General features: G+C 39.6%; 24 protein-coding genes. 6 read left to right on the forward strand and 18 right to left on the reverse strand.

The features are described from left to right. Window positions 1-8: 8 nt before the first annotated feature. The 12 genes from rplP to rpsL form a co-directional block, all read right to left on the reverse strand. Window positions 9-428 carry a 50S ribosomal protein L16 gene (gene rplP, locus LS48_RS10385; RefSeq protein ID WP_062622470.1) on the reverse strand — a complete coding sequence of 140 codons (420 nt, stop codon included), beginning with the start codon at window positions 426-428 and terminating at the stop codon, window positions 9-11. 18 nt (window positions 429-446) lie between these two features. Next, complete coding sequence (rpsC, locus tag LS48_RS10390) at window positions 447-1,175, reverse strand: 30S ribosomal protein S3 (protein WP_062622471.1); 729 nt, start codon at window positions 1,173-1,175, stop codon at window positions 447-449. Between the two features lie 4 nt (window positions 1,176-1,179). After that, a complete protein-coding gene (rplV, locus tag LS48_RS10395) occupies window positions 1,180-1,590 on the reverse strand; it encodes a 50S ribosomal protein L22 (RefSeq protein WP_062622472.1) in 411 nt (136 codons plus the stop codon). 6 nt (window positions 1,591-1,596) lie between these two features. Then, window positions 1,597-1,875, reverse strand: a complete 279-nt coding sequence (gene rpsS, locus LS48_RS10400) for a 30S ribosomal protein S19 (protein WP_062622473.1) — start codon at window positions 1,873-1,875, stop codon at window positions 1,597-1,599. Between the two features lie 3 nt (window positions 1,876-1,878). Further along, complete coding sequence (rplB, locus tag LS48_RS10405; RefSeq protein ID WP_062622474.1) at window positions 1,879-2,703, reverse strand: 50S ribosomal protein L2; 825 nt, start codon at window positions 2,701-2,703, stop codon at window positions 1,879-1,881. 26 nt (window positions 2,704-2,729) lie between these two features. After that, window positions 2,730-3,020: a 50S ribosomal protein L23 gene (rplW, locus tag LS48_RS10410; protein ID WP_045079239.1), complete on the reverse strand. Its 291-nt coding sequence runs from the start codon at window positions 3,018-3,020 to the stop codon at window positions 2,730-2,732. Window positions 3,021-3,027: 7 nt separating this feature from the next. Further along, a complete protein-coding gene (rplD, locus tag LS48_RS10415) occupies window positions 3,028-3,657 on the reverse strand; it encodes a 50S ribosomal protein L4 (RefSeq protein WP_062622475.1) in 630 nt (209 codons plus the stop codon). After that, on the reverse strand, window positions 3,657-4,268 hold the full coding sequence (gene rplC / locus LS48_RS10420; RefSeq protein ID WP_062622476.1) for a 50S ribosomal protein L3: 612 nt from the start codon (window positions 4,266-4,268) through the stop codon (window positions 3,657-3,659). The genes rplD and rplC overlap by 1 nt, the downstream gene beginning before the upstream one ends. A gap of 165 nt (window positions 4,269-4,433) precedes the next feature. Then, on the reverse strand, window positions 4,434-4,739 hold the full coding sequence (gene rpsJ / locus LS48_RS10425) for a 30S ribosomal protein S10 (protein WP_010181931.1): 306 nt from the start codon (window positions 4,737-4,739) through the stop codon (window positions 4,434-4,436). 11 nt (window positions 4,740-4,750) lie between these two features. Beyond that, window positions 4,751-6,883, reverse strand: coding sequence for an elongation factor G (fusA, locus tag LS48_RS10430; RefSeq protein ID WP_062622477.1), 2,133 nt, complete (start codon window positions 6,881-6,883; stop codon window positions 4,751-4,753). Window positions 6,884-6,886: 3 nt separating this feature from the next. Beyond that, complete coding sequence (gene rpsG / locus LS48_RS10435) at window positions 6,887-7,363, reverse strand: 30S ribosomal protein S7 (protein ID WP_062622478.1); 477 nt, start codon at window positions 7,361-7,363, stop codon at window positions 6,887-6,889. Between the two features lie 61 nt (window positions 7,364-7,424). After that, window positions 7,425-7,799, reverse strand: a complete 375-nt coding sequence (gene rpsL, locus LS48_RS10440; protein ID WP_014782632.1) for a 30S ribosomal protein S12 — start codon at window positions 7,797-7,799, stop codon at window positions 7,425-7,427. A gap of 186 nt (window positions 7,800-7,985) precedes the next feature. On the opposite strand from rpsL, the gene LS48_RS10445 reads away from it, so the two are divergent. From LS48_RS10445 to rlmB, 5 genes are all read left to right on the forward strand, one after another. Continuing rightward, complete coding sequence (locus LS48_RS10445; RefSeq protein WP_062622479.1) at window positions 7,986-9,683, forward strand: POTRA domain-containing protein; 1,698 nt, start codon at window positions 7,986-7,988, stop codon at window positions 9,681-9,683. 120 nt (window positions 9,684-9,803) lie between these two features. Next, complete coding sequence (locus LS48_RS10450; protein ID WP_062622480.1) at window positions 9,804-12,872, forward strand: SusC/RagA family TonB-linked outer membrane protein; 3,069 nt, start codon at window positions 9,804-9,806, stop codon at window positions 12,870-12,872. A gap of 20 nt (window positions 12,873-12,892) precedes the next feature. Beyond that, window positions 12,893-14,341, forward strand: coding sequence for a RagB/SusD family nutrient uptake outer membrane protein (locus LS48_RS10455; protein ID WP_062622481.1), 1,449 nt, complete (start codon window positions 12,893-12,895; stop codon window positions 14,339-14,341). Between the two features lie 21 nt (window positions 14,342-14,362). Beyond that, window positions 14,363-14,791, forward strand: coding sequence for a hypothetical protein (locus tag LS48_RS10460; protein WP_062622482.1), 429 nt, complete (start codon window positions 14,363-14,365; stop codon window positions 14,789-14,791). Window positions 14,792-14,922: 131 nt separating this feature from the next. Next, window positions 14,923-15,663, forward strand: a complete 741-nt coding sequence (gene rlmB / locus LS48_RS10465) for a 23S rRNA (guanosine(2251)-2'-O)-methyltransferase RlmB (RefSeq protein ID WP_062622483.1) — start codon at window positions 14,923-14,925, stop codon at window positions 15,661-15,663. 3 nt (window positions 15,664-15,666) lie between these two features. Here the strand turns inward: rlmB and LS48_RS10470 are convergent, their stop codons facing one another. Continuing rightward, the gene (locus LS48_RS10470) at window positions 15,667-16,449 is read right to left on the reverse strand and encodes a rhomboid family intramembrane serine protease (protein WP_062622484.1); all 783 of its coding nucleotides are present in this window, start codon (window positions 16,447-16,449) and stop codon (window positions 15,667-15,669) included. 91 nt (window positions 16,450-16,540) lie between these two features. Here LS48_RS10470 and LS48_RS10475 point away from each other — a divergent pair, with 91 nt between their 5' ends. Continuing rightward, on the forward strand, window positions 16,541-17,818 hold the full coding sequence (locus LS48_RS10475) for a replication-associated recombination protein A (protein ID WP_062622485.1): 1,278 nt from the start codon (window positions 16,541-16,543) through the stop codon (window positions 17,816-17,818). Here LS48_RS10475 and LS48_RS10480 read toward each other — a convergent pair. From LS48_RS10480 to LS48_RS10500, 5 genes are all read right to left on the reverse strand, one after another. Continuing rightward, window positions 17,815-18,459, reverse strand: coding sequence for a hypothetical protein (locus LS48_RS10480; protein WP_131807720.1), 645 nt, complete (start codon window positions 18,457-18,459; stop codon window positions 17,815-17,817). The two genes, LS48_RS10475 and LS48_RS10480, sit on opposite strands and share 4 nt — an antisense overlap. Before the next feature lie 143 nt (window positions 18,460-18,602). Beyond that, a complete protein-coding gene (locus LS48_RS10485; protein WP_062622487.1) occupies window positions 18,603-20,018 on the reverse strand; it encodes a DUF5723 family protein in 1,416 nt (471 codons plus the stop codon). Between the two features lie 4 nt (window positions 20,019-20,022). Continuing rightward, window positions 20,023-20,568 carry a hypothetical protein gene (locus LS48_RS10490; RefSeq protein WP_045079227.1) on the reverse strand — a complete coding sequence of 182 codons (546 nt, stop codon included), beginning with the start codon at window positions 20,566-20,568 and terminating at the stop codon, window positions 20,023-20,025. Window positions 20,569-20,618: 50 nt separating this feature from the next. Then, complete coding sequence (locus LS48_RS10495; protein WP_062622488.1) at window positions 20,619-21,308, reverse strand: YjjG family noncanonical pyrimidine nucleotidase; 690 nt, start codon at window positions 21,306-21,308, stop codon at window positions 20,619-20,621. Next, the gene (locus LS48_RS10500) at window positions 21,298-22,593 is read right to left on the reverse strand and encodes a DUF7033 domain-containing protein (protein ID WP_062622489.1); all 1,296 of its coding nucleotides are present in this window, start codon (window positions 22,591-22,593) and stop codon (window positions 21,298-21,300) included. The genes LS48_RS10495 and LS48_RS10500 overlap by 11 nt, the downstream gene beginning before the upstream one ends. Window positions 22,594-22,599 lie beyond the last annotated feature (6 nt).

Here is a 22,599-nt window from a genome sequence, read left to right on the forward strand (position 1 = left end):
TCAAAAAATTATGCTTGGAAATCCCGAGACATTACAAATTTAGTTTTAACCGGAAGCTTTTGTGCTGCAAGGCGCAATGCTTCTTTTGCTGTTTCAACTGGAACACCAGATACTTCAAAAAGTATTCTTCCCGGTTTAACCACAGCAGCGTAATATTCTACAGCACCTTTACCTTTACCCATACGTACTTCAAGAGGTTTTTTGGTAATTGGCTTATCTGGAAAAATCATAATCCAGATAGAACCTTCTCTTTTCATAAAACGAGTAGCGGCAATACGAGCAGCTTCTATTTGTCTTGCTGTAAGAAATTCTGATTCCAACGATTTTATACCGAAGGTTCCGTATGCTAGCTGGTTGCCGCGACCGGCATCGCCTTTCATACGACCTTTTTGGTGTTTACGGTATTTTGTTCTTTTAGGTTGTAACATTTTCTTCTATTTAAAAAATTACTTTCTACGGCGTGCTTTGTTGCCACCGCGTCCTGCTGGAGCTCCTTTACCACCACTCTTTTTGCCAGTTGATAAACCAACAAGTGGGGAAAGTTCTCTCTTTCCATATACTTCGCCTTTCATAATCCATACTTTAACACCCAATCTACCGTAGGTAGTGTGTGCCTCAACTAAAGCGTAGTCAATATCGGCTCTAAAAGTTGATAAGGGGATACGACCTTCTTTGTAAGACTCTGAACGCGCCATTTCAGCTCCGTTCAAACGTCCTGAGATCTGCACCTTGATACCTTCAGCATTCATTCGCATTGTTGCCGCAATTGCCATTTTTATGGCACGACGGTATGAAATACGACTTTCAATTTGGCGCGCGATACTAGCAGCAACCAAATAAGCATCAAGCTCAGGTCTTTTGATCTCGTGAATGTTGATCTGTACCTCTTTATCTGTAATTTTTTTAAGCTCTTCTTTTAGCTTGTCTACTTCCTGGCCACCTTTACCGATAATAATACCGGGACGGGCAGTGGTTATAGTAACGGTTACAAGCTTAAGCGTACGCTCAATAATTACTCTACTCACACTAGCTTTACTTAAACGTGCGTGAACATATTTTCTAATCTTGTCGTCTTCGGCAAGTTTATCGCCGTAGTCGTTGCCTCCGTACCAGTTGGATTCCCAACCTCTAATGATACCTAAGCGATTCCCGATTGGATTTGTCTTCTGTCCCATTTAATTACTTGCTTTGTGTGTTATCGTTTGCCCCTAAAACCAGTGTTACATGGTTGGAACGTTTTCTAATTCTATGTGCGCGGCCTTGTGGTGCTGGACGAAGTCTCTTCAGCATCGTTCCACCGTCCACTCGGATTTCCTTAACAAAAAGATCTGCATCTTCAATTGAAGCATCTTCGTTCTTCTGTTGCCAGTTATTGATGGCAGACAAAAGTAGTTTCTCCAGTTTGCGTGAAGATTCTTTTGAACTGAACTTCAAAATGTTAAGTGCTTTGTCTATTTTCTCACCACGAACCAAGTCTGCCATTAAACGCATTTTTCTTGGTGAAGTGGGGCAATTGTTCAATTTAGCCATGTAGATAGTCTTCTTGGCTTCCTTGATTGCTTCTGCTCTTTCTCTTTTACGAACTCCCATGGCCTATTATTTTTTACCTTTGTTTTTAGCACCTGCGTGACCACGGAATGATCTTGTAGGTGAAAATTCTCCTAGTTTATGCCCAACCATGTTTTCTGTTACATACACAGGAACAAATTGGCGCCCGTTGTGCACAGCGATGGTTTGACCAACAAAATCTGGAGTAATCATAGAAGCACGTGACCAAGTTTTGATAACGGTCTTCTTATTGTCCTCAACGTTTTGTTGAACTTTCTTGTCTAGTTTATAATGAACGAACGGTCCTTTTTTTAACGATCTTGCCATAACTTATTTCTTTCTTCGTTCTAAGATATATTTATTACTTGCTTTCGTTTTAGTACGGGTTCTGTAACCTTTAGCAGGGATACCTTTTCTAGAACGTGGATGACCTCCTGAAGCGCGGCCCTCACCACCACCCATTGGGTGATCTACTGGGTTCATCACTACTGGTCTTGTACGTGGTCTTCTACCCAACCATCTGCTTCTACCGGCTTTACCAGATACCAATAATTGGTGGTCGCTGTTTGAAACGGCACCAATGGTAGCCATACACTCAACCAAAATCAATCGGGTTTCACCTGAAGGAAGTTTTATGGTAGCATATTTTCCATCACGGGCCATAAGCTGTGCGAAAGCACCAGCACTGCGCGCCATAATGGCTCCTTGACCGGGACGAAGCTCGATGCAGGAAATAATAGTACCTAATGGAATAGCTGAAAGTGGCATTGCGTTTCCAATCTCTGGAGCTACTGCTTCACCGGAAAGGATGTTCTGCCCAACTTGTAGTCCGTTCTGTGCAATTACATATCGCTTTTCACCATCTTGATAGTTCAAAAGTGCGATAAACGCAGTACGGTTTGGATCGTATTGAATACTTGCAACGGTAGCAGGAATTCCCGCCTTGTCGCGTTTAAAATCGATAATTCGATATTTCTTCTTATGACCACCACCTATGTAGCGCATGGTCATTTTTCCTTGACTGTTTCTACCACCAGATCTTTTGTTCGGAGCAAGTAACGACTTCTCCGGCTTATCGGTTGTAATGGCGTCAAAACCATTAACAACCCTAAAACGCTGACCTGGGGTGATTGGTTTTAATTTTCTTACTGACATTTGTGTCTTTTTAAATCTAAATCTCCTTAGATGTTACTGTAAAAATCTATTGTATCACCTTCCGCCACCTGTACGATTGCTTTTTTATAAGCATTCGTTTTACCAGTTTGGACACCTGTTTTTGTATAACGGGTCTTCCTATCAGGGCGGACATTCATTGTGCGAACTTTTTCAACAGAAACTCCGTAAGCAGCCTCAACCGCCTTCTTGATTTCTACCTTATTCGCCTTTGGGTTCACTACAAAGCCAAAAACATTTTTGTCCTCGGCATCTTTGGTAGCTTTTTCCGTAATTATAGGTTTAATTAAGATGTTCATCTTGTTTCTATTTACTTAAGTTTGTTTCAATTCCTTCCAAAGAACCTTCAAATAGCACTACACTATTTGCATTCATAATTTTGTAAGTACTTAATTGCGAGTTAGTTATAACTTCAGTACCTTTCAAATTGCGAGAGGACAAATATACATTATTATTTAAGTCTCCCAACACAAATAAAGATTTTTTGTCATTAAGCCCTAAGCTGTTCAAAACCGCAGTAAAATTCTTGGTTTTTGGAGCATCAAAATTTAGGTCTTCCATTACAAAAATGGCTTTATCATTTGCCTTCATCGATAGGGCAGATTTACGTGCCAAACGCTTGAGGTTCTTGTTCAATTTGAAGGAGTAGTTACGCGGACGAGGCCCGAACATTCTACCACCACCTTTAAATACACCAGACTTGATGCTACCCGCACGGGCAGTACCAGTACCTTTTTGCTTCTTGATCTTTCTAGTAGAACCAGCAATCTCAGCACGTTCCTTTGCTTTGTGAGTACCTTGACGTTGGTTGGCAAGATATTGTTTCACATCAAGATAAACCGCGTGATTGTTAGGCTCTATTCCGAACACATCTGCAGAAAGTTCAACTTTCCGGCCTGTGTCTTTTCCGTTTATGTCTAATACAGCTACCTTCATTATTTCTCGATCATTACATAAGAATTTTTATGGCCAGGAACAGCTCCTTTTACCACAAGTAGATTCTTTTCAGGAACTACTTTCAAAACCCTTAAATTTTCAACTTTTACTCTTTCGTTGCCCATTTGGCCTGCCATACGCATTCCCTTGAATACTCTCGCAGGATAGGATGCAGCTCCAATGGAACCTGGCGCGCGCAAACGGTTATGCTGACCGTGTGTGGACTGCCCAACACCGCCAAAACCGTGACGCTTAACAACCCCTTGGAAACCTTTACCTTTAGATGTACCCGCGATATCCACGAATTCACCCTCGATAAAATGCTCCACAGTAATGGTGTCGCCCAATTTGTAATTTTCTTCAAATCCCTTGAATTCGGCGACTTTGCGTTTTGCAACGGTTCCTGCTTTTTTGGCGTGCCCTTCGGCAGCTTTTGTAACAGTCTTCTTGTCATCGAAACCAAGTTGAAGAGCTTCGTACCCGTCAACCTCTTTGGTTCTGACTTGGGTAACAACACAGGGTCCTGCCTCGATAACGGTACACGGAATGTTCTTTCCGTTCTCGTCAAAGATGCTGGTCATCCCTATCTTTCTTCCAATTAACCCAGACATATTTAATTATTTATTGATTATTACTTATTTATAATTGCTATTCAAAAAAACAGGGTCAAAATAAATTCAACCCTGAATGTTATTTTGTTTCCGTTTTTCCCCAACCATCGTTGAGGACATTTTTATGTTTTGTAGGCGCGCGATTAATCGCGTGCCTACAAAAAACTATACTTTAATCTCTACCTCAACACCACTTGGAAGCTCCAATTTCATTAGAGCGTCAATGGTTTTTGAAGAAGAACTGTAGATATCCAAAAGTCTTTTGTATGAACTTAATTGGAATTGCTCTCTACTTTTCTTGTTCACGTGTGGAGAACGTAATACTGTAAAGATTTTTTTGTGTGTTGGTAAAGGAATTGGCCCTGTAACTACAGCTCCGGTACTCTTTACGGTCTTTACGATTTTTTCAGCAGATTTGTCCACCAAATTGTGATCGTAAGATTTTAGTTTTATTCTTATTTTTTGACTCATTGCTGAAATTATTATACGTTAGCGGTTCCTCTTGCTGCTGCAATAACACTTTCTGAAATGTTAGAAGGTGTTTCAGCATAATGTGAAAATTCCATAGTTGAAGTTGCACGGCCTGAAGACAATGTTCTCAATGTAGTTACATAACCGAACATTTCAGAAAGTGGCACTTCAGCCTTAATAACTTTTGCTCCGGCGCGGTCAGCCATATTATTGATTGTACCACGACGACGGTTAAGGTCACCTACAATATCACCCATATTCTCTTCTGGCGTAAGCACCTCAAGCTTCATTATAGGCTCTAAAATTACTGCACCTGCTTTTTTGGCAACTTCTTTAAAACCAATTTTTGCGGCAAGTTCAAAAGACAGTGCATCGGAATCCACAGGGTGGAAAGACCCGTCTTTTAAAGTAACCTTCATACTATCAACTTCAAAACCTGCAAGGGGTCCATTAGCCATTGCCTGTTTGAAACCTTTTTCAACAGCGGGGATAAATTCTTTAGGAACGTTACCACCTTTTACTTCGTTTACGAATTCAAGACCAATCTTGCCTTCTTCAGCTGGCTCAAGTGTAAATACGATATCAGCAAATTTACCACGACCACCAGATTGCTTTTTGTAAACCTCTCTGTGATCGGCAACTCTTGTTACAGCTTCTTTATACTCAACTTGTGGCTGTCCTTGGTTTACCTCAACTTTGAATTCGCGACGTAAGCGGTCTACGATAATATCTAAGTGAAGCTCGCCCATTCCGGAAATGATTGTCTGTCCCGATGCTTCGTCGGTACGCACTTGGAATGTTGGGTCTTCTTCGGCAAGTTTTGACAGTGCCATACCCAATTTATCAACATCCGCCTTCGTTTTTGGCTCAACAGCGATACCAATTACTGGATCTGGGAAATTCATGCTTTCCAAAACAATTGGATGTTTTTCCGCAGAAAGGGTATCACCAGTTTTAATATCCTTAAAACCTACAGCAGCCCCAATATCTCCAGCCTCAATATATTCAATAGCGTTCTGTTTATTGGCGTGCATTTGGTAGATACGCGAAATACGTTCTTTGTTTCCGCTACGGTTGTTAAGAACGTAAGAACCTGCGTCCAAACGACCTGAATAAGCACGGAAGAATGCTAAACGACCCACATAAGGATCTGTAGCAATCTTAAATGCCAATGCAGAAAAAGGCGCACTTACATCTGGCTTACGAAGTTCTTCTTTTTCTGTTTCTGGATTAACACCAATTATACCTTCTTTATCGGTAGGCGCTGGCAAGTAACGACATACAGCATCCAAAAGAAACTGTACTCCTTTATTTTTAAAGGAAGAACCACAAACCATTGGAATGATAGACATATCCATTACGGCAGCACGAAGCGCAGCGTGGATTTCATCTTCAGTAATGGATTCTTCGTCCTCCATGTATTTTTCAAGCAAGTTTTCGTCATAAGCAGCAACTTCTTCAATTAGCTTGCCGCGTAAAACTTTTGCTTCCGCTTTTAATTCTTCAGGAATTTCCACAACATCGAATGTTGATCCAAACGAATCGTCATGCCATATTACAGCACGGTTTTTCACAAGATCCACAATTCCTTTAAAGTCTGCTTCGTCACCAATGTTCAATACAATTGGCACGGCATTAGACTTCAACATATCTTTTACTTGCTGGCATACAGCCATAAAGTTTGCTCCCTGACGATCCATTTTGTTAACGAAACCGATACGAGGCACTTTATAGTTATCTGCAAGTCTCCAGTTTGTCTCAGATTGCGGTTCAACGCCATCAACAGCACTGAAAAGGAATACCAATCCATCAAGAACGCGCAGCGAGCGGTTTACCTCTACGGTAAAATCCACGTGGCCGGGAGTGTCAATAATGTTGAAATGATAATCTTTTGTTTCAGGTAATGGTTGGGCGTTTTCCAATGGAAACCTCCAAGTACAAGTAGTAGCAGCCGAAGTAATGGTAATACCACGCTCCTGCTCTTGCTCCATCCAGTCCATGGTAGCGGCTCCATCGTGAACCTCACCAATTTTATGGCTTACCCCTGTATAAAAAAGGATACGCTCTGTAGTTGTGGTTTTACCGGCATCAATATGTGCGGCAATCCCGATATTTCTTGTGTATTTTAAATCTCTTTGTGCCATTTTTTAGAATCTGAAATGTGAGAATGCTTTGTTAGCTTCTGCCATTTTGTGAGTATCCATACGTTTCTTTACAGCGGCGCCCTCTTCTTTGGCAGCGGCAAGGATTTCAGCGGCCAATTTGGCGGCCATGGATTTCTCGTTTCTTTTTCTTGAATAAGTAATCAACCATTTCATTGCGGTTGCAATTTTACGGTCTGGACGTATTTGCATAGGAATCTGGAAGGTTGCCCCACCAACTCTGCGGCTACGTACCTCTACGTGAGGCATAATATTGGAAAGTGCATCTTTCCAAAGCTCCAACGCAGTTTTTTCTTCGTCTTGTTTCTTTTCATCCACAATGTCAATTGCATCGTAGAAAACTTTGAAAGCCACACTCTTTTTTCCGTCCCACATCATGTTGTTTACAAAACGCGTAACCAACTGGTCGTTAAACCTCGGGTCTGGTAAAAGTGGTCTTTTTTTGGCCTGTCTTTTTCTCATGTGTTGTTTGTTAATGGCTAAGAATATATTTTTTCAATTTATTCTCGGCCCGTTTTCATTTTTACTTCTTTGGGCGTTTTGCTCCGTACTTAGATCTACGTTGCGTGCGGCCTGCAACACCCGCGGTGTCCAGCGCGCCACGAACAATGTGATACCTAACTCCTGGCAAATCCTTTACCCTTCCACCTCTAACCAATACTATCGAGTGCTCTTGGAGATTGTGTCCTTCGCCCGGGATGTATGCGTTTACTTCCTTACCATTTGTAAGTCTTACCCTTGCTACTTTACGCATTGCAGAGTTAGGCTTCTTAGGTGTAGTAGTATATACACGCGTACAAACACCACGACGTTGCGGGCACGAATCCAAAGCAACCGATTTACTCTTCTTGGTTATTTTGGTTCTTCCTTTACGTACTAATTGTGAAATTGTTGGCATATAAAATATGTATTATTACTGTTTAAAAATAAAACACCCCTATTTTTAGGGGATGCAAATGTAGAATATTTTTTTTACTAATCAAACCATAGTGAATTAATTTTCAGCATAGTTTCATTATTTTTTCCATTTGAATATGAAACACCAACTTGAAGCGTTAGTTTTACACAGCAAACGTCACCCTTTTTGAAAAGATTCCCATACATTTTTCTATACCTTAATATATATACCTGTTTTTTCTTCGGAATTAAAGCGCAGGAGCTCACCCTATCCATAAAGACAGAAAAACCAATTTCCGAAGGTATTATGGATTCGCTTCAAATGAAGACAAGCTTCAAGGATTTTAATTCGCTGAAGAATGAAGCCGACACCCTTTATCTGAAGTTTCAGCGCATGGGTTTCATAGAAAGCGAACTGCTTGAATTAAAAAAAGAAAACGACAGCAGCTATTTAGCAGATTTCTCTCTCGGGAAAAAGTTCAGCTTCCTAAAGGTTTTTTATTCCAGTGAAGATTTCACCAAAAAGGAACTACAGCAGATTTCTTCGGAAGTTGACGAAACCTATTTTATTCTTTCTTTTGAAAGTATACCCCTTTCACTTAAAAAACTCACCGCGATCAGAAACCAAAAAGGAAATGCTTTTGCACGTGTAAAGCTTACGGACTTTGAAAAAGATGAAAATGAAAATTTATCCGCCACTCTTTTTATCGACAACGGCAATGTCCGCACTGTAGATTCAATTGTGGTTAAGGGCTATGAAAAGTTTCCCCGATCTTTTCTGAAATATTATGCCGGCGTTCGCAAGGGGAAAATTTTCAATCAGAAAAAGTTAGTTGCTCAAAATGAAAATCTAAACGGGCTAGGTTTTGTTTCAGCAGTTAAACCACCCGAAGCATTGTTTCGAAAAGATTCTACCACCGTTTATTTTTATTTGGAAAAACAAAACAACAACCTGTTTGATGGAATTTTGGGCTTTGCCAATGATGAAGAAACTCAAAAGTTAACTTTTAATGGCTATTTGAACCTAGAGCTGAACAATAATCTAAATTACGGAGAGCAACTTTTAATAAATTATAAAGCTGACGGCAAGGAACAGGTAAACTTCAGGACCAAGTTAACACTGCCGTATCTTTTCAGCACACCTTTTGGGCTGAGCGGAGAATTGAAAATATTTAAAAGAGACAGTACGTTTATCACGACAGAGCAACAGATTCGCGCAACTTATCAGATAGATCCCAGATCTACGGTATATGTTGGTTACAAAGGGTACGAATCAAGTAATTTGTTAGATGAAGCGATTGCAGGCACCCCCATTGATGACTTCAAGTCGCAATTCTTCATTGCTGGAGGCAGCTATATAAAACCGCAAAACCGAAAACTGTTTCCAGTCAAGAACGCCATATTGCTTGACGTTGGAATTGGCTCAAGGAAAAAAGATGGAAAGTCAGAAGGTCAATTGGGCGTTGAGACCACCCTCAATAATATTTTCAATTTAAATTACCGGAACTCAATCTTTATTCAAAACCAAACGAGTGTTCTATTCAGTGAAAGTTATTTGGTGAATGAATTGTTTAGGTTTGGAGGAATCAACAGTATACGAGGTTTTAACGAAAATAGCATAGACGCGTCTCTTTTTTCATTAATAAATACGGAATACCGCTATCAATTTAATGATGGCATTTATGTTCATAGCATAATAGATTTAGGATATTTTGAAAATGAAACTATTTCCATAAAACAAAATCTATACAGTTTTGGATTTGGACTAGGCTTGAACACTAAAGCAGGTCTTTTCAAATTTAATGTAGCCAACGGGAATGCCCAAGATTCAGATTTTAGCTTTTCAAATACTAAGATACATATCAGCATTTCCTCAAAATTTTAACAAACTACCCGTAAACAGATTGGTTTCATTAAATAAAACACAAAAATTGGGAGCAAATACTTGTGTAATTAACTTTTTATTATGATTTTTGCCGTTGGCTAATTCAAATAATTTATAAAAATGAGAACAAAGTTTAGTGGAATTTTAACGCTTTTACTAGCGTTAGTTGTGCAGCTTACCTTCGCACAGCAAAAAACTATTACAGGTACGGTGACAGACGATACAGGTCTGCCATTGCCTGGTGCAAACGTTATAATTAAAGGGACAAGTACTGGTACCCAATCAGATTTTGATGGTAATTATACCATTTCTGCAAATGTGGGACAGACATTAACCTTTAGTTATGTAGGTTTTGACACCAAGGAAGTAAAAGTAGGTGCCCAGAATAAAATTGATGTTACTTTACAACCAGGTGAAAGCTTGAGTGAGGTAGTTGTAACTGGGTATTCTACACGAAACCAAACAGTGCAAACTTCGGCAGTTGTGTCAATTTCTGCCGCAGAACTTTCACAAATGGCTCCAACTACTAGTATAGATAATATGCTACAAGGTAAAGCCGCTGGTGTACAGGTAACTGCTGCAAACGGAAAACCGGGGCAGGGAGCTTTTGTTCGTATTCGTGGAACAGGATCTCTTGTTGCAGGTGCTTCATCGCCATTATACATTGTTGACGGTGCGCCCATTAGAGAAGTAGATCTTGCTAGTATTCCAAACGAGGATATCGAGAATATCACTATCTTGAAAGATGCTGCAATGACTGCTCGTTATGGTTCTAGAGGATCTAACGGGGTTGTGGTTATTACTACAAAGAGTGGTAACCGTAATAAAGACGCTAAAATCCGTTTTAGTTCTCGTTATGGTACAGTTACAAGAGTAAACCCTAACTTCACAATGATGACAGCTGCCGAAAAAATGCAATATGAAGCTGAGCTTTATGCGTTAGGTGTTACTGGTGCATCAGGTTTGCCAGGTGTAACTACACAACCGGGATCTCCAGAGCGTCAATTTCTTTTAGATAATGAAGTGGACTGGCAGGACTTGATTTTAAAAGATGGAGTTATTCAAAATAACAGTATCTCTATTTCTGGTGGTTCTGAAAAAATGGACTATTACTTCTCTGTAACTAATGATAGAAACACAGGTATTATTGATGATATTGATGGTTTCGAAAGAACTGGTGCTCGTCTTAACGTTAACTTTGATGCTAAAGATTGGTTATCATTAGGTGTAAACGTTGGTTACTCAAGATCTATGAGTGATGAGCCAAGAGATAGAAATAACACGCAGAACCCATTTAGGGGTATGCTAGACTATAATGGTTACGAAACTGAATTTGTTCTTGATGAAGACGGTAATATTGTATTGGACGAAAACGGAAATCCAATTTACAACCCAACTCACACCACATTCCCAGTTAGAGGGGCACTTTTAACTGAGCCAAGTGAAGATATAAATAATACAACTCTTGGAAGTATTGATGCATTGGTAAAGTTTGATAAGCATTGGACTTATAACTTTAATGTTGCTGTTAACTGGCTTGCCAGACGTAGAGAAAGCTATTCTAAACCAGGAGGTATTTTGGATGCTCTTATTGGTGATCCAACTAAACCAGGTAACAAATTTGATGACCAACAACACAGATTAGACCTAACTATAAGTAACCGTTTAAATTATAACCTTACTACTGAAGCACATACTTTAAACGTATTAGGTCTATATGAATATAACATGAATGAGTTTAACCGTGCTTTCGTAAGAAGTATTGGTTTCCCTTCAGCTTTATTAACAACTCAAGTGAATGCCGCTGAACTTACTGATGGATTCACAAATAGAAGTAGATTGACATTGGTTTCTTATGGTGTGTTTGCAGATTACGATTACAAACAGCGTTACTTGCTTCAAGCATCTGTACGTCGTGATGGTTCTTCTAACTTCGGTTCAGATGTACAATATGGTACTTTCTATAGTGCGAGTGTTGGTTGGAACCTGGCCAAGGAAAACTTTTTCCAAGTTGACTTTATTGATGACTTAAAACTTAGAGGTTCATACGGATCGGTAGGTAACAGATTAGGATTAACTAATTATGCTTCACAAGGTACAGTTGGTTTTGGATCATATCCTGGAGGGTCAAGTACTATTCCTGATAACGTAGCAAACCCTGATTTGAGCTGGGAGACAACTACTACAACAAACATAGGTCTTGAATTGAATATGTTCAACGATAGAGTTCGTTTGGTATCAGATTACTTTATTAGAAATACTACCGACCTATTGTTTGCTATTCCTACCGCAGACGAAGCTGGTGTAGGAAGTATCAATGGTAACGTTGGTGATATTCGCAACAAAGGTTTAGAAGTTTCATTGCAAGCTGATTTATTCCGCAGCAACGACTTCAAATGGACATTGGGAGGAAATATTATCTTCTTAGATCACGAAATCGTAAAATTACCTGATGGAGAACCAATTGATCCTACAGCAAATACATTCTTTATCCGTTGGGAAGAAGGACGTTTGATCAATGAGCATTTCTTGATTCGTTATGCAGGTGTTGACCCAGCTACTGGTAGAGCTCAATTCTATGGTGGTGACGGAAACGTCTATTTCGCTAACGAACTTCCAGAAGGTGAAGAACACCGTGTATTCCAAGGGAAATCCACAATTGCTGATAAGGAAGGTGGATTCTTCTCTAACATTACTTACAAAGGCTTTGGACTTCGTACAGACTTCGTTTTCAAATACGGAAACTGGATTAACAATTTTGTGCGTTCTGATCGTGAATCAGATGGTTTAGCGATAGCAGATAACCAAGCTGTAGGTGCATTCAACTACTGGCAACAACCTGGAGATACAGATGTATTGCCAAGCCCTATATACTCAGCTACTGATGCAACCGTTATGGGCAATTCAGACAGATGGTTAGAAAGAGGTGATTATATACGTATGCGTAACGTAACGCTTTCCTATACTTTCCCAAGCAAAACTTTGGAAAAAACACCTATCAGTTCATTAAGAATTTATCTACAAGGCCAAAATTTATTGACCTTTACCAAATTCTGGGGAGATCCTGAAGTTGGACTTTCTTCTGGAGAAACCATTTCATATGCAAATGCAGTTGCTCCAGGTGAAGCCACACTATATAGCTATCCAAACACTAAATCTTACCAAATAGGTTTGGACCTTAGTTTCTAATTTTAAAAAAAATTGATACAATGAAAAAAATATTTTATAAAATAGCATTTTTTACCTTAATCGTTGGAGCTCTTACTTCCTGCGATAAGGAACTAGATCAGGTACCATTCGATTCTTTCGGTACTGAAAATGCATATGTTACAGCGGCAGATTTTGAAAATGCCATCAGAGGTGTATATTCAAACTTGACTTCTGCAGGATTTTACGGCGGTAGTGATGCTGGCGGGATGCTTGATGCTCCTGATGTATTGTCAGATAACGTAACTTTCGCACAGAAAGGTCGTGGAACAAGAAGAACACTTCATAACTGGCAATATGGCCCTGCTGATGGGACATTGTTAGGACTTTACACAGCTGCATACAGCACCATCTATAGAGCGAACTTATTGCTAGCCAACAGCGAAGGATTCGAAGGTGAAAACAAAGAGAATATAGTTGCTGAAGCAAAAGCACTTAGAGCATTGGCTCATTTTAATGTTGTAAGTTTCTTTGGGAAAATACCTACGCAATCTGGCGATGCCAACGGAAGTCTTGGAGTTGCTTACGTAACTGAACCAGATCCTACTATTGAACCAGCAAGAGAAACTGTTGGTACTACTTACGATTTAATCGTTCAAGATCTTACAGATGCAGCTGCCGGAATTAATGTAACTAATGATGCAGGACGTATGAATAGAGATGCTGTAAATACTCTTTTATCAAGAGTTTATTTATACATGGGGCAATGGCAAAAAGCAGTTGATGCTGCTAACCTTGTAACCACTCCAGTTGCACCACGTTCAGATGTTGTGGATGTTTGGACCGATTCAAGTAGATCAGGACTCTTGTTCTACATTCCGAATGAAATTCCTGTATTAGGTATCAGTGTAGGAGTAACTTGGAGCCAAGGTGGACTTACTAACTTGATTCCAGAATATGTGGTGTCTTATGAATTCTACAATTCATTTGCAGAAGATGATATCCGTAAAGAAGCATATACTTTGCAAGCAGCCAATAATCAACCACCAAATGGCCCCGTTTTAAATTTTAATGCAATTAAGAAACTATACGGAAGAGAAGGTCAATCTAACGGTCAGGTAGACATTAAAATTCTTCGTGCTGCAGAAGCTTATTTGAACAAAGCTGAGGCTTATTTCAACTTAGGAAACGAATCTGCTGCAAGAACTGCCTTGGATGCGGTTAGAACAAAAAGATACACTACTCCTCCAAGTGGAGAAACCGGGAGTGCACTTCGTGATGCAATTAGACTTGAAAGAAGATTTGAATTTGCTTTTGAATATCAAAGATTTTTCGACCTAAAACGTTGGGGCTTGAGTATTGATCGTGATGGTTTTGGAGACCTTGCTGATGGTACAGGTACACCTTCAGACCAACAATCTCTAACAGCAGGCAACAATAAGTTCCAGTTGCCAATTGCTCAAAGTTCATTGGATCAAAACCCTAATCTTGTTCAAAACCCTGGGTATTAATAAATCTTAAAATCTATCAAAATGAAAAAAGTTAATATATTAATTGTTATTCTTACTATAGCCATCGTTGCTGTTTCTTGCGAAACATATGATGATTATAATACAGATCGTAAAACTGTGGTAGGTTTTACTACCGCTACCAAGAACATTAACAACATTCCAGAAGGCGGAACTAAAAGTACTACTGTTGATTTATTTGTTTCTGACTTGTCAAGTGCAGCTAGAACATTTACTATTGTAGCTATTCCTGCTGACTCACTTGCTACAGCACCTGAAAACTACACTTTTGACAGTACGGTAACTTTTCCAGCAAACGAGCGCTCTGCAAGTATCGAAGTAATTGCAGTAGATAATTCTATTACAGAAGAGAGAGCTTTTTTTAAGCTTGCTGTTGAAGGAAGCACAGATATAGTTTCTGGTGGTATTGTTCTTATGGGTGTTAAAAATTAATTTTTAAATAGCCATTATCTTATAAAACACCCCTTATTAAAGGGGTGTTTTTTTATATCTAATTTTAATCACAGTAGAAGAATTATTCTATTTACCTTTGTTTAAATTCAACAAGAAATTAACAGAAACCCATGCAAGATAAAACAAACACTATATTTGGAATTTATCCAATAAAAGAGGCTTTAGCCTCTCAAGTTGTTTTTGACAAAGTATATATTCAAAAAGGAATAGAAAGCGATAAAATTGAGATGCTTATTAAAGATTTGGAAAAGGCCAATGTCCCTGTTAACATTGTTCCTTTTGAAAAACTCAATAGGCTCACAAAAGGTAATCACCAAGGTATTGTAGCACTTACTTCGCCAGTGGCTTTTCAATCATTAGAAACTGTTGTGGAAAGAGCATTGGAAAGAGAAAAAAAACCTCTGTTTTTAGTGTTGGACCAAATTACAGATGTCCGTAATTTTGGAGCCATCCTTCGTACCGCTGAATGTACTGGCGTTGACGCTGTAATAATCCAAAAATCTGGAGGCGCTCCCGTATCGGGCGATACCGTAAAAACTTCTGCAGGTGCTATTTTCAAAATTCCAATTTGTAAAGTAGAGCATATTAAAGATGCAATATTTTATCTACAGGGCTCAGGTATTACTACCATTGCAGCTACCGAAAAAACTAAAACTGAAATATATTCCGTAGATTTAAATAAGCCTTTAGCCATAATTATGGGTTCTGAAGGTAAAGGTGTATCAAAGTCAGTACTTGGCTTAGTAGATGAAAAAGCCTCGCTACCCCTGCTGGGTGAAATTAACTCTTTGAATGTTTCTGTTGCTTGTGGTGCTTTTTTATATGAAGTAACAAGACAAAGACGCATATAGCGTTTATTTAGATTTGTCTTTATCTTTTTTCTTAAGGCTGTATACTATTTTTACAACTTTCCTATTTTCCTCCGCTAATTTTTCCTTTATGGATGATGGAACAGGATTTTCTACAGGTTCTTTTGGCAATTCGATAAAATTTCCATTTTCGTCAAACTGTTGTAAAAAAGGATCATTCTCTGGAACATAATCATCTCGCTCCCACTCATATTTTTTTCTTTCAATAGGATTTCCTTTAAACAAAAATGCAAAGACAAGCCCAACAAAGAAACCAGACAAATGGCCCTCCCAAGATATATCTGGGTTTACAGGAAAAACATACCAAAGCATTCCTCCGTAAAGAAACACTACCGCCAATGCCAATGCTGTAAGCTGATACTGTTTTGAAAAAATTCCTTTGAAAAACAAAAAAGAAGCAAGTAGATATACCACGCCACTCGCCCCAATGTGAAGCGATGGCCTGCCAATGGCCCAAGTAGCTATACCAGTAAATAAAAGCCCTAATAATAAGACCTTCCAGCGTATATCCCTATAAAAATAGAATAACGCCGCCGTCAAAACGAATAGCGGAACTGAATTGTTAAAAAGATGTTTCAAACTGCCGTGAATAAAAGGACTGAAAATAATCCCCCGCAAGCCTGATACGGTTCGCGGATAAATTCCATAAGGATTAAAGTTTATATTGAAACGCGCCTCAAACCAATATACAATCCAAAGAACCAATACAAAGAGTAATGGATACCCAAAAACCTCGGGGCTAAATTTTAATTGGTTTTGCTGTGACATATTGCTCTGCTTACAAAAAACACTCCCAAGTCCAAATTTATGATAAATTGTCAGTGAAAGCGATTTATTAAAATTGTAATTTTGAAAAACTATGAACGCACCCCTCGCCGAACGTATCCGCCCCACCACCCTCGAAGGTTATTTAAGCCAGCAGCATTTGGTGGGACCCAAAGGTTCCCTCACTTCACAATTGGGAACGGGGATGATTCCCTCCATGATTTTTTGGGGGCCTCCGGGCACGGGCAAGACAACACTCGCAAATATAATTGCCAATGAAAGCGGCAGGCCTTTTTATACCCTGAGCGCGGTGGATAGTGGCGTTGCCGCGGTTCGGGAAGTAATTGAAAAAGCAAAGAAAAGCGACAACCTCTTCTCCACCAAAAACCCCATTCTTTTTATAGATGAAATTCACCGTTTCAGTAAATCGCAGCAGGATTCGCTTTTGGGCGCAGTAGAAAAAGGTTGGATAACACTTATTGGTGCTACTACAGAAAATCCCAGTTTTGAGGTAATTCCCGCACTATTATCACGCTGTCAGGTTTACGTATTGCAATCTTTCAGTCGTGAAGATATGGAAGCTCTATTGAAAAGAGCTTTAAAGGAAGATAAAATTCTTTCCCAAAAAAAAGTGACCCTAAAGGAAACCGAAGCTCTAATTCGTCTATCGGGCGGTGATGCGCGCAAGTTATTAAACATTTTGGAGTTGGTTGTGCTATCGGAAAAAGCCGATAAACTCACCATTACGAATGATTTGGCAATGCAGAAAGCACAGAAAAATACGGTGCTGTACGATAAGACCGGCGAGCAACATTACGATATTATTTCCGCATTTATAAAATCCATTCGTGGTAGCGACCCAAATGCGGCCGTCTATTGGTTGGCCCGGATGATTGAGGGTGGCGAAGATATCAAGTTCATTGCGCGAAGAATGGTGATATTGGCTTCCGAGGATATTGGGATGGCAAACCCAAACGCCCTTTTGCTTGCTACCAGTACTTTTCAGGCGGTTAATACTATCGGCTATCCCGAAGCACGCATCATTTTAAGCCAGTGTGCCATTTATTTGGCAACTTCCCCGAAGAGCAATGCTTCGTATAAAGCAATTGGCGAGGCACAACAGCTGGTTCGGCAAACGGGAGACTTATCGGTGCCGCTATCTATCAGAAACGCGCCTACAAAGCTTATGAAGCAATTGGGCTATGGTAAGGAATATGAATATGCCCATAATTACGAAGGCAATTTTGTTCCCCACGAGTTCCTGCCCGAAGAAATTAAGGGCACCACATTTTACAAACCCGGAAACAATCCCAAGGAAAATTCCTTAAAAAGTTATTTGAAACAGCTCTGGCAGGACAAATACGATTTTTAATTCACGGAAGTATAAACAGTGGTTGACGCGCCATCATTTATCGTAAGATTTCCCGAAGCATCAAAGGAGGCATTTGCCACATTTCCCGAAGTATCCATAAATTTCACCACATTATCCATTACTATTATTTTTCCCTTTAGCAGCAATCCGTCCTCAGCGCTGGCAGTTTCTTCGTATAAAGAATACCCTTCTGAAGTTTTTCTGAGCAGAAATGTCTTTCCTTCACGGCTGTAGTTTGAAAATTTTGCATCGGGAAGCAAATTGCCCGAAACCGTGGATGTTTTCGGTTTTGAAGATGCAGATATTTGGGACTTCGGCTGTCTTTCTTCGGAAGAAGCTACTTGCGAAGTGCCCAACAACACAACCTCTCTCTGTTTAACATTCAGCAACTCTACACTACTGAAAGCCTTGCGGAGTGCATCTTGATAGCTTTTGTCAAATTCCTTATACTTGCTTTTTCCTTCTTGGCTCCTATAAATTTCATTGTCCTTACAATCTTTCAGAACCACTTGTAGTTTTGTGCCAAATAATGTTTTCAATTCTTCCACATTGGCATAAAGGCCATCACAACGGTTTGCGTTTGGGGCCGAATCTGCCAAATAAGCATTGAAACCGCTTTTTTCAAAATAAAACTTGGTCATTGAATTTAATTGAAATTGATCCTTTGATTTAAGAAAATCAAACTGATCAGGAATGATTACGTAACTATAATCGTTCAAGTTTGTTTGTTGTGCATGTAAGTTTATCGATAAAAATAAGGCGGTTACTAGCAGGAAAAATCGTGTCATTCTTCGTCAATTATAATGTTAAACCCTAATTGCAAAGATACACTTTTTGCTTTTGCTAAATTGCCATACCTTATAAGATTGTCAGCAGCGAGATAAAAGTTAAGTTTACCAATGTCAGTAGAAACCCCTAACCCAACATTTGAAAACGAATATGAATCTACTGTATATGTTGCTTTTGCAGATAAATAGTCAGTAATTCTTCTGTGATAGAACAAGGTTCCTGCCATTTGGGCTCCTTTGGGTCTAAACATAGCGTAAAATTGCAAACCTACATTTTGCTTGTGAAGCTTTCCTCCACCCATATTTAAACAATCACAATCGCCCGCGCTATTGAATCTTCCAAAACCGAAACTTAGCCCAGCATTCAATTTTGTAGGACGAAACTGTGTATATGAATTATGAAGCGTATCAATAGGAATTTCACGTTCTATTTCATCTTCGAGGTCATCATAATACGGAAGTGTGGAATCTCCTTCATTAAGCGGTGGAAAAATTAAGTTAATCCCGTCCAAAGTATAAGTTCCATGCGCCCGATAGCTTTCCACATCCTTTGAGTGAAAAATTGCTCCCACATCAAGCGCACTGGCAGAAAGTGTTAATGCTTCGTTGATATCATAAGTAAAACCCAGGTCCACCCCTACTCCAATATTTCCTCCAAAAAAGGCGCGGCCCAAGATTTCACTGGTTACTTGTGATGCACCATCTAAATCCCTCAAGGACGCGTAGCCCGAAGTTTGAACACTAACATCAGCATCCTGAACAATGTGCTCGTAAATATTTTCTGAATCGTTATCTCCCAATCGGGTCACAAAACTTCCGGTATTGTTTACACTTCGGTAGCTGAACATACTCGAATACAGCTTCAATCGCCCACCCACGGTTAGTTTATCACTGATTTGTTTATTCAACCCAAAATGATATACTGTCATAAAATCGCCTGTAGTGCTTATTTCCCCCAAATCAAATGGATAATCCAGATAATCCCGGTTTCCTTCCCAAGCGAGTACGGCCAAATCTTTCGGAAAATAGACTATAAAGTCAAATTCCTGGTAAATTCCGCCAGAAAAATAGATATCATTTTTTGCTCGCCAACCGAAATTGATAAGTTCCAATTGCTGGGTAGCGGTAAAGAAATCGGTATGTTTCATTTTAAATAACTGCCGCGTAATACGGTCGTTGATATTGTCATTGCCATCCTTAAAAATATCATAAGCAGAAACGCCCGACGAACCGCCATTGAAATGGATTTGTGATAAAAAAGGAATTCCGTAATGTTTCTTTTGGGTAACCTCGCTACCGGGATTCAACATCAGTGATTGGGGAATGTCGTCAAAACCGTAGAGTATTTGCTTATTTTGGGAAAAAGCAAATAATCCCACGAGGGAAAATATGTAGGTAAATAAATTTCGCATGGTATTAGTATTCCAAAAAGTAGGTTGTTTTGGATTTTAAATTTAAAATGCCTTCCAAATTTTCTTCGGAAGAGGCTATGGTTACGGAAACCACAACCTTATTGGCCTGAGTAAGGCGAAGAATATCATCCCCCTCAACGTTTTCAATATATTCGGTAATCACGGGAGCCGTGGGCAAGCCTTCAGAAACAGAGGTTCCCGCCACATAGGTTGTATCGTTTGCTTCATTTAAAAACTGAAAATCTACTTGGAAATTTCTGGGAATACCGTTCGTGAACTTAAAATAGAACTCCGCACGCTTTAAGCTTTCCTGAAGGGTACTATCATCCAGGAATTTAATTTCGGTAGTGTCTGTAACGGTAAGTACGGGGTTTGAATTTATAGTGTCATAAAACTGTCTGGCGTCTAAATTGAAATATATTAAGTCCAATTCAACCACTGGGGTAAGGGCAATATCTTCGGCTTGGTCAAAATCAGTATCCTTTATGCAGGCCGTTAAAAATAGGCAAGCACAGACCATAATTATGGAACGGGATAGGGTTTTATTCATATGTGGGGATAATTTACCTGTTGTTAACGCACTTTTATGCAGGATTATTACTACAAATGCTTTTTAATTTCAGAAAGTTCGCTAATGGCAAAATGTGGTGCCGTAACCATTTCATTGCGATAATTAAAAAACAAAGTATGCATTCCCGCTTTTTGGGCCCCAATAATATCTGCTTCCAAGCTGTCGCCAATCATAACACTCTGTGTTGATGCAACCGAAGCTTTCATTAGGGCAGTTTCAAATATAACAGGATGGGGCTTCTTTAACCCTACCTCTTCCGAAGTGGTTACCGTACTGAAATATTTTTTTATACCACTGTTGTGAAGTTTAAGATGCTGTACTTCCTCAAACCCATTGGTGATGATATGAAGTCTATAATTGGCCGAAAGATAATCGAGAATGTCAACGGCCCCGGTAAATAGATGGTTGTCGATGGGCAATTCTTCAATATAGCAATGGGCGAGCGAATCGATCGTTTCCAATGGAAATTTCAATTTGAAACAATCGAAGGTTTCCGTCAATCGGCCCCGACGAAGTTGTTCCTTGCTTACGCGGTCCTCGCGATATTTTTTCCAATAATCGAGGTTTATGGGTTCATATACCCTTAAAAATTCGGCTAAGGGCAATTCAATTTTATGTTTTCTGAAAACCCTTTCAAACGCCAAACCTGAGTTTTTATCAAAATCCCAAAGGGTGTGGTCCAAATCGAAAAAGACATCCGTTATTCCATTATTCTGCATATTCCTGTAATTTTTCAGCTAAAATCTTGCGCCAAACTTTGTTGTTTTCCTCGGAAGAAAAATCGCTGTTTGAAAAAATCATCGTAAAAGTTCCATTCACCTTTTCAACTGCCGCGAGGGTATTGTTAACCGTTTTTTCGATATCCGATGCATATTTCTTCTGAAATGCCAAAGTTGTCATTGCTATGGGATGCACAACCAGGGGCGTTTTTATCTCATAATCCAAATCATAAAAAAGAAACGGGGTGCAGGTTCCGGCGCGAAAGCCCACAGTGTCCCGGAATACCATCGTAAAATCCCGCTTTACCTCCAACTCTACCAAATGCCGATAAATATCGGGCAAGTTTACCAAAAATTCCGAATTCATGGAGCTGCTTAGCGCACGGTTTGTTATTTCCTCCATTCGGCGCTTTTCGGTTTTTAAAATTTCATAATTGCTCAACGCCCCAAACGAAAAAATAAGCCCTACTTCTTTATAATCCGCCACAAATTTGATGAGCATCTTAAACTTTTGGCGGTGCGTGTTCATACTCTCGTTAAAGGACAGGGCATTGCCCAATAGAAAGAATACCGTCAAATTAAAATTTCTCCTCGTGGCCTTGTTTATGAGCCATTTAAAAGTATCCAGCGGGTCGCGCTTCAAGCCCAAAATAACTTGTGTCCTATTTAATATATTGCGAAATTTTCCGTGGAAAAAACTATCCAAATACCCAATAACGGAACGGAATACGCCCTTCTGCTTATACGCATACGGTTGCGAGGCAACAATAACGGGATGGATTGTAATTTTTTTTTCGGGAAATTCCATCTCGGGAAAGGTTTCCAATAGTTTTGCCTTAAACAAATGCGCCCAAATATCAACAATGGGCTGCTGCAAAAACCCGTGCTTGAACGCCAAGCTCTCCGAAGCCATAAAACGCCCAACCTCATCCTTTACGTGGGGCAGATACTCCTCATAACGCGTAATCATAAAAAAGCTGGAGGCAAAAATGTCAAAAGGAAGCGCACTATTGTTGGAGACTGAAAAGAAGCCAAAGGTGTCGCCCCATTTTTTCACCGACACGTCAATCGCCTCAAGCCCTTGCTGCTCCAAGAGCCCATAACTTTGAAAGAAAAGTTCGTTGCCCAACGGTTTCTTGCCATATGAAATTTTGGGGCCAATGTGCGCAATGAATTCTTCTATTTCAGAAGTAAACGCAACCTCAATCCCCAAGATTCGCAGACAAATATGCTTAAAAATATAGGAAATACGGGGAGTGGATTTTTGGGCGTAAATTAACAACATAGCGGG

It is taken from the genome of Aequorivita aquimaris, from assembly GCF_001573155.1.
Taxonomy (GTDB): Bacteria; Bacteroidota; Bacteroidia; order Flavobacteriales; family Flavobacteriaceae; genus Aequorivita; species Aequorivita aquimaris.

Excerpts from the sequence above, each read along its gene's own strand:
- rplB (WP_062622474.1), bottom strand. The coding sequence starts at position 2,703 with ATGTCAGTAAGAAAATTAAAACCAATCACCCCAGGTCAGCGTTTTAGG.
- rpsL (WP_014782632.1), bottom strand. The coding sequence starts at position 7,799 with ATGCCAACAATTTCACAATTAGTACGTAAAGGAAGAACCAAAATAACC.
- fusA (WP_062622477.1), bottom strand. The coding sequence starts at position 6,883 with ATGGCACAAAGAGATTTAAAATACACAAGAAATATCGGGATTGCCGCA.
- LS48_RS10490 (WP_045079227.1), bottom strand. The coding sequence starts at position 20,568 with ATGAATAAAACCCTATCCCGTTCCATAATTATGGTCTGTGCTTGCCTA.
- LS48_RS10475 (WP_062622485.1), top strand. The coding sequence starts at position 16,541 with ATGAACGCACCCCTCGCCGAACGTATCCGCCCCACCACCCTCGAAGGT.
- rplP (WP_062622470.1), bottom strand. The coding sequence starts at position 428 with ATGTTACAACCTAAAAGAACAAAATACCGTAAACACCAAAAAGGTCGT.
- rpsG (WP_062622478.1), bottom strand. The coding sequence starts at position 7,363 with ATGAGAAAAAGACAGGCCAAAAAAAGACCACTTTTACCAGACCCGAGG.
- LS48_RS10455 (WP_062622481.1), top strand. The coding sequence starts at position 12,893 with ATGAAAAAAATATTTTATAAAATAGCATTTTTTACCTTAATCGTTGGA.
- rlmB (WP_062622483.1), top strand. The coding sequence starts at position 14,923 with ATGCAAGATAAAACAAACACTATATTTGGAATTTATCCAATAAAAGAG.
- LS48_RS10450 (WP_062622480.1), top strand. The coding sequence starts at position 9,804 with ATGAGAACAAAGTTTAGTGGAATTTTAACGCTTTTACTAGCGTTAGTT.
- LS48_RS10500 (WP_062622489.1), bottom strand. The coding sequence starts at position 22,593 with ATGTTGTTAATTTACGCCCAAAAATCCACTCCCCGTATTTCCTATATT.
- LS48_RS10460 (WP_062622482.1), top strand. The coding sequence starts at position 14,363 with ATGAAAAAAGTTAATATATTAATTGTTATTCTTACTATAGCCATCGTT.
- LS48_RS10480 (WP_131807720.1), bottom strand. The coding sequence starts at position 18,459 with ATGACCAAGTTTTATTTTGAAAAAAGCGGTTTCAATGCTTATTTGGCA.
- rplV (WP_062622472.1), bottom strand. The coding sequence starts at position 1,590 with ATGGGAGTTCGTAAAAGAGAAAGAGCAGAAGCAATCAAGGAAGCCAAG.
- rplD (WP_062622475.1), bottom strand. The coding sequence starts at position 3,657 with ATGAAGGTAGCTGTATTAGACATAAACGGAAAAGACACAGGCCGGAAA.
- LS48_RS10470 (WP_062622484.1), bottom strand. The coding sequence starts at position 16,449 with ATGTCACAGCAAAACCAATTAAAATTTAGCCCCGAGGTTTTTGGGTAT.
- LS48_RS10495 (WP_062622488.1), bottom strand. The coding sequence starts at position 21,308 with ATGCAGAATAATGGAATAACGGATGTCTTTTTCGATTTGGACCACACC.
- rplW (WP_045079239.1), bottom strand. The coding sequence starts at position 3,020 with ATGAACATCTTAATTAAACCTATAATTACGGAAAAAGCTACCAAAGAT.
- rpsJ (WP_010181931.1), bottom strand. The coding sequence starts at position 4,739 with ATGAGTCAAAAAATAAGAATAAAACTAAAATCTTACGATCACAATTTG.
- rpsC (WP_062622471.1), bottom strand. The coding sequence starts at position 1,175 with ATGGGACAGAAGACAAATCCAATCGGGAATCGCTTAGGTATCATTAGA.
- rplC (WP_062622476.1), bottom strand. The coding sequence starts at position 4,268 with ATGTCTGGGTTAATTGGAAGAAAGATAGGGATGACCAGCATCTTTGAC.
- LS48_RS10485 (WP_062622487.1), bottom strand. The coding sequence starts at position 20,018 with ATGCGAAATTTATTTACCTACATATTTTCCCTCGTGGGATTATTTGCT.
- rpsS (WP_062622473.1), bottom strand. The coding sequence starts at position 1,875 with ATGGCAAGATCGTTAAAAAAAGGACCGTTCGTTCATTATAAACTAGAC.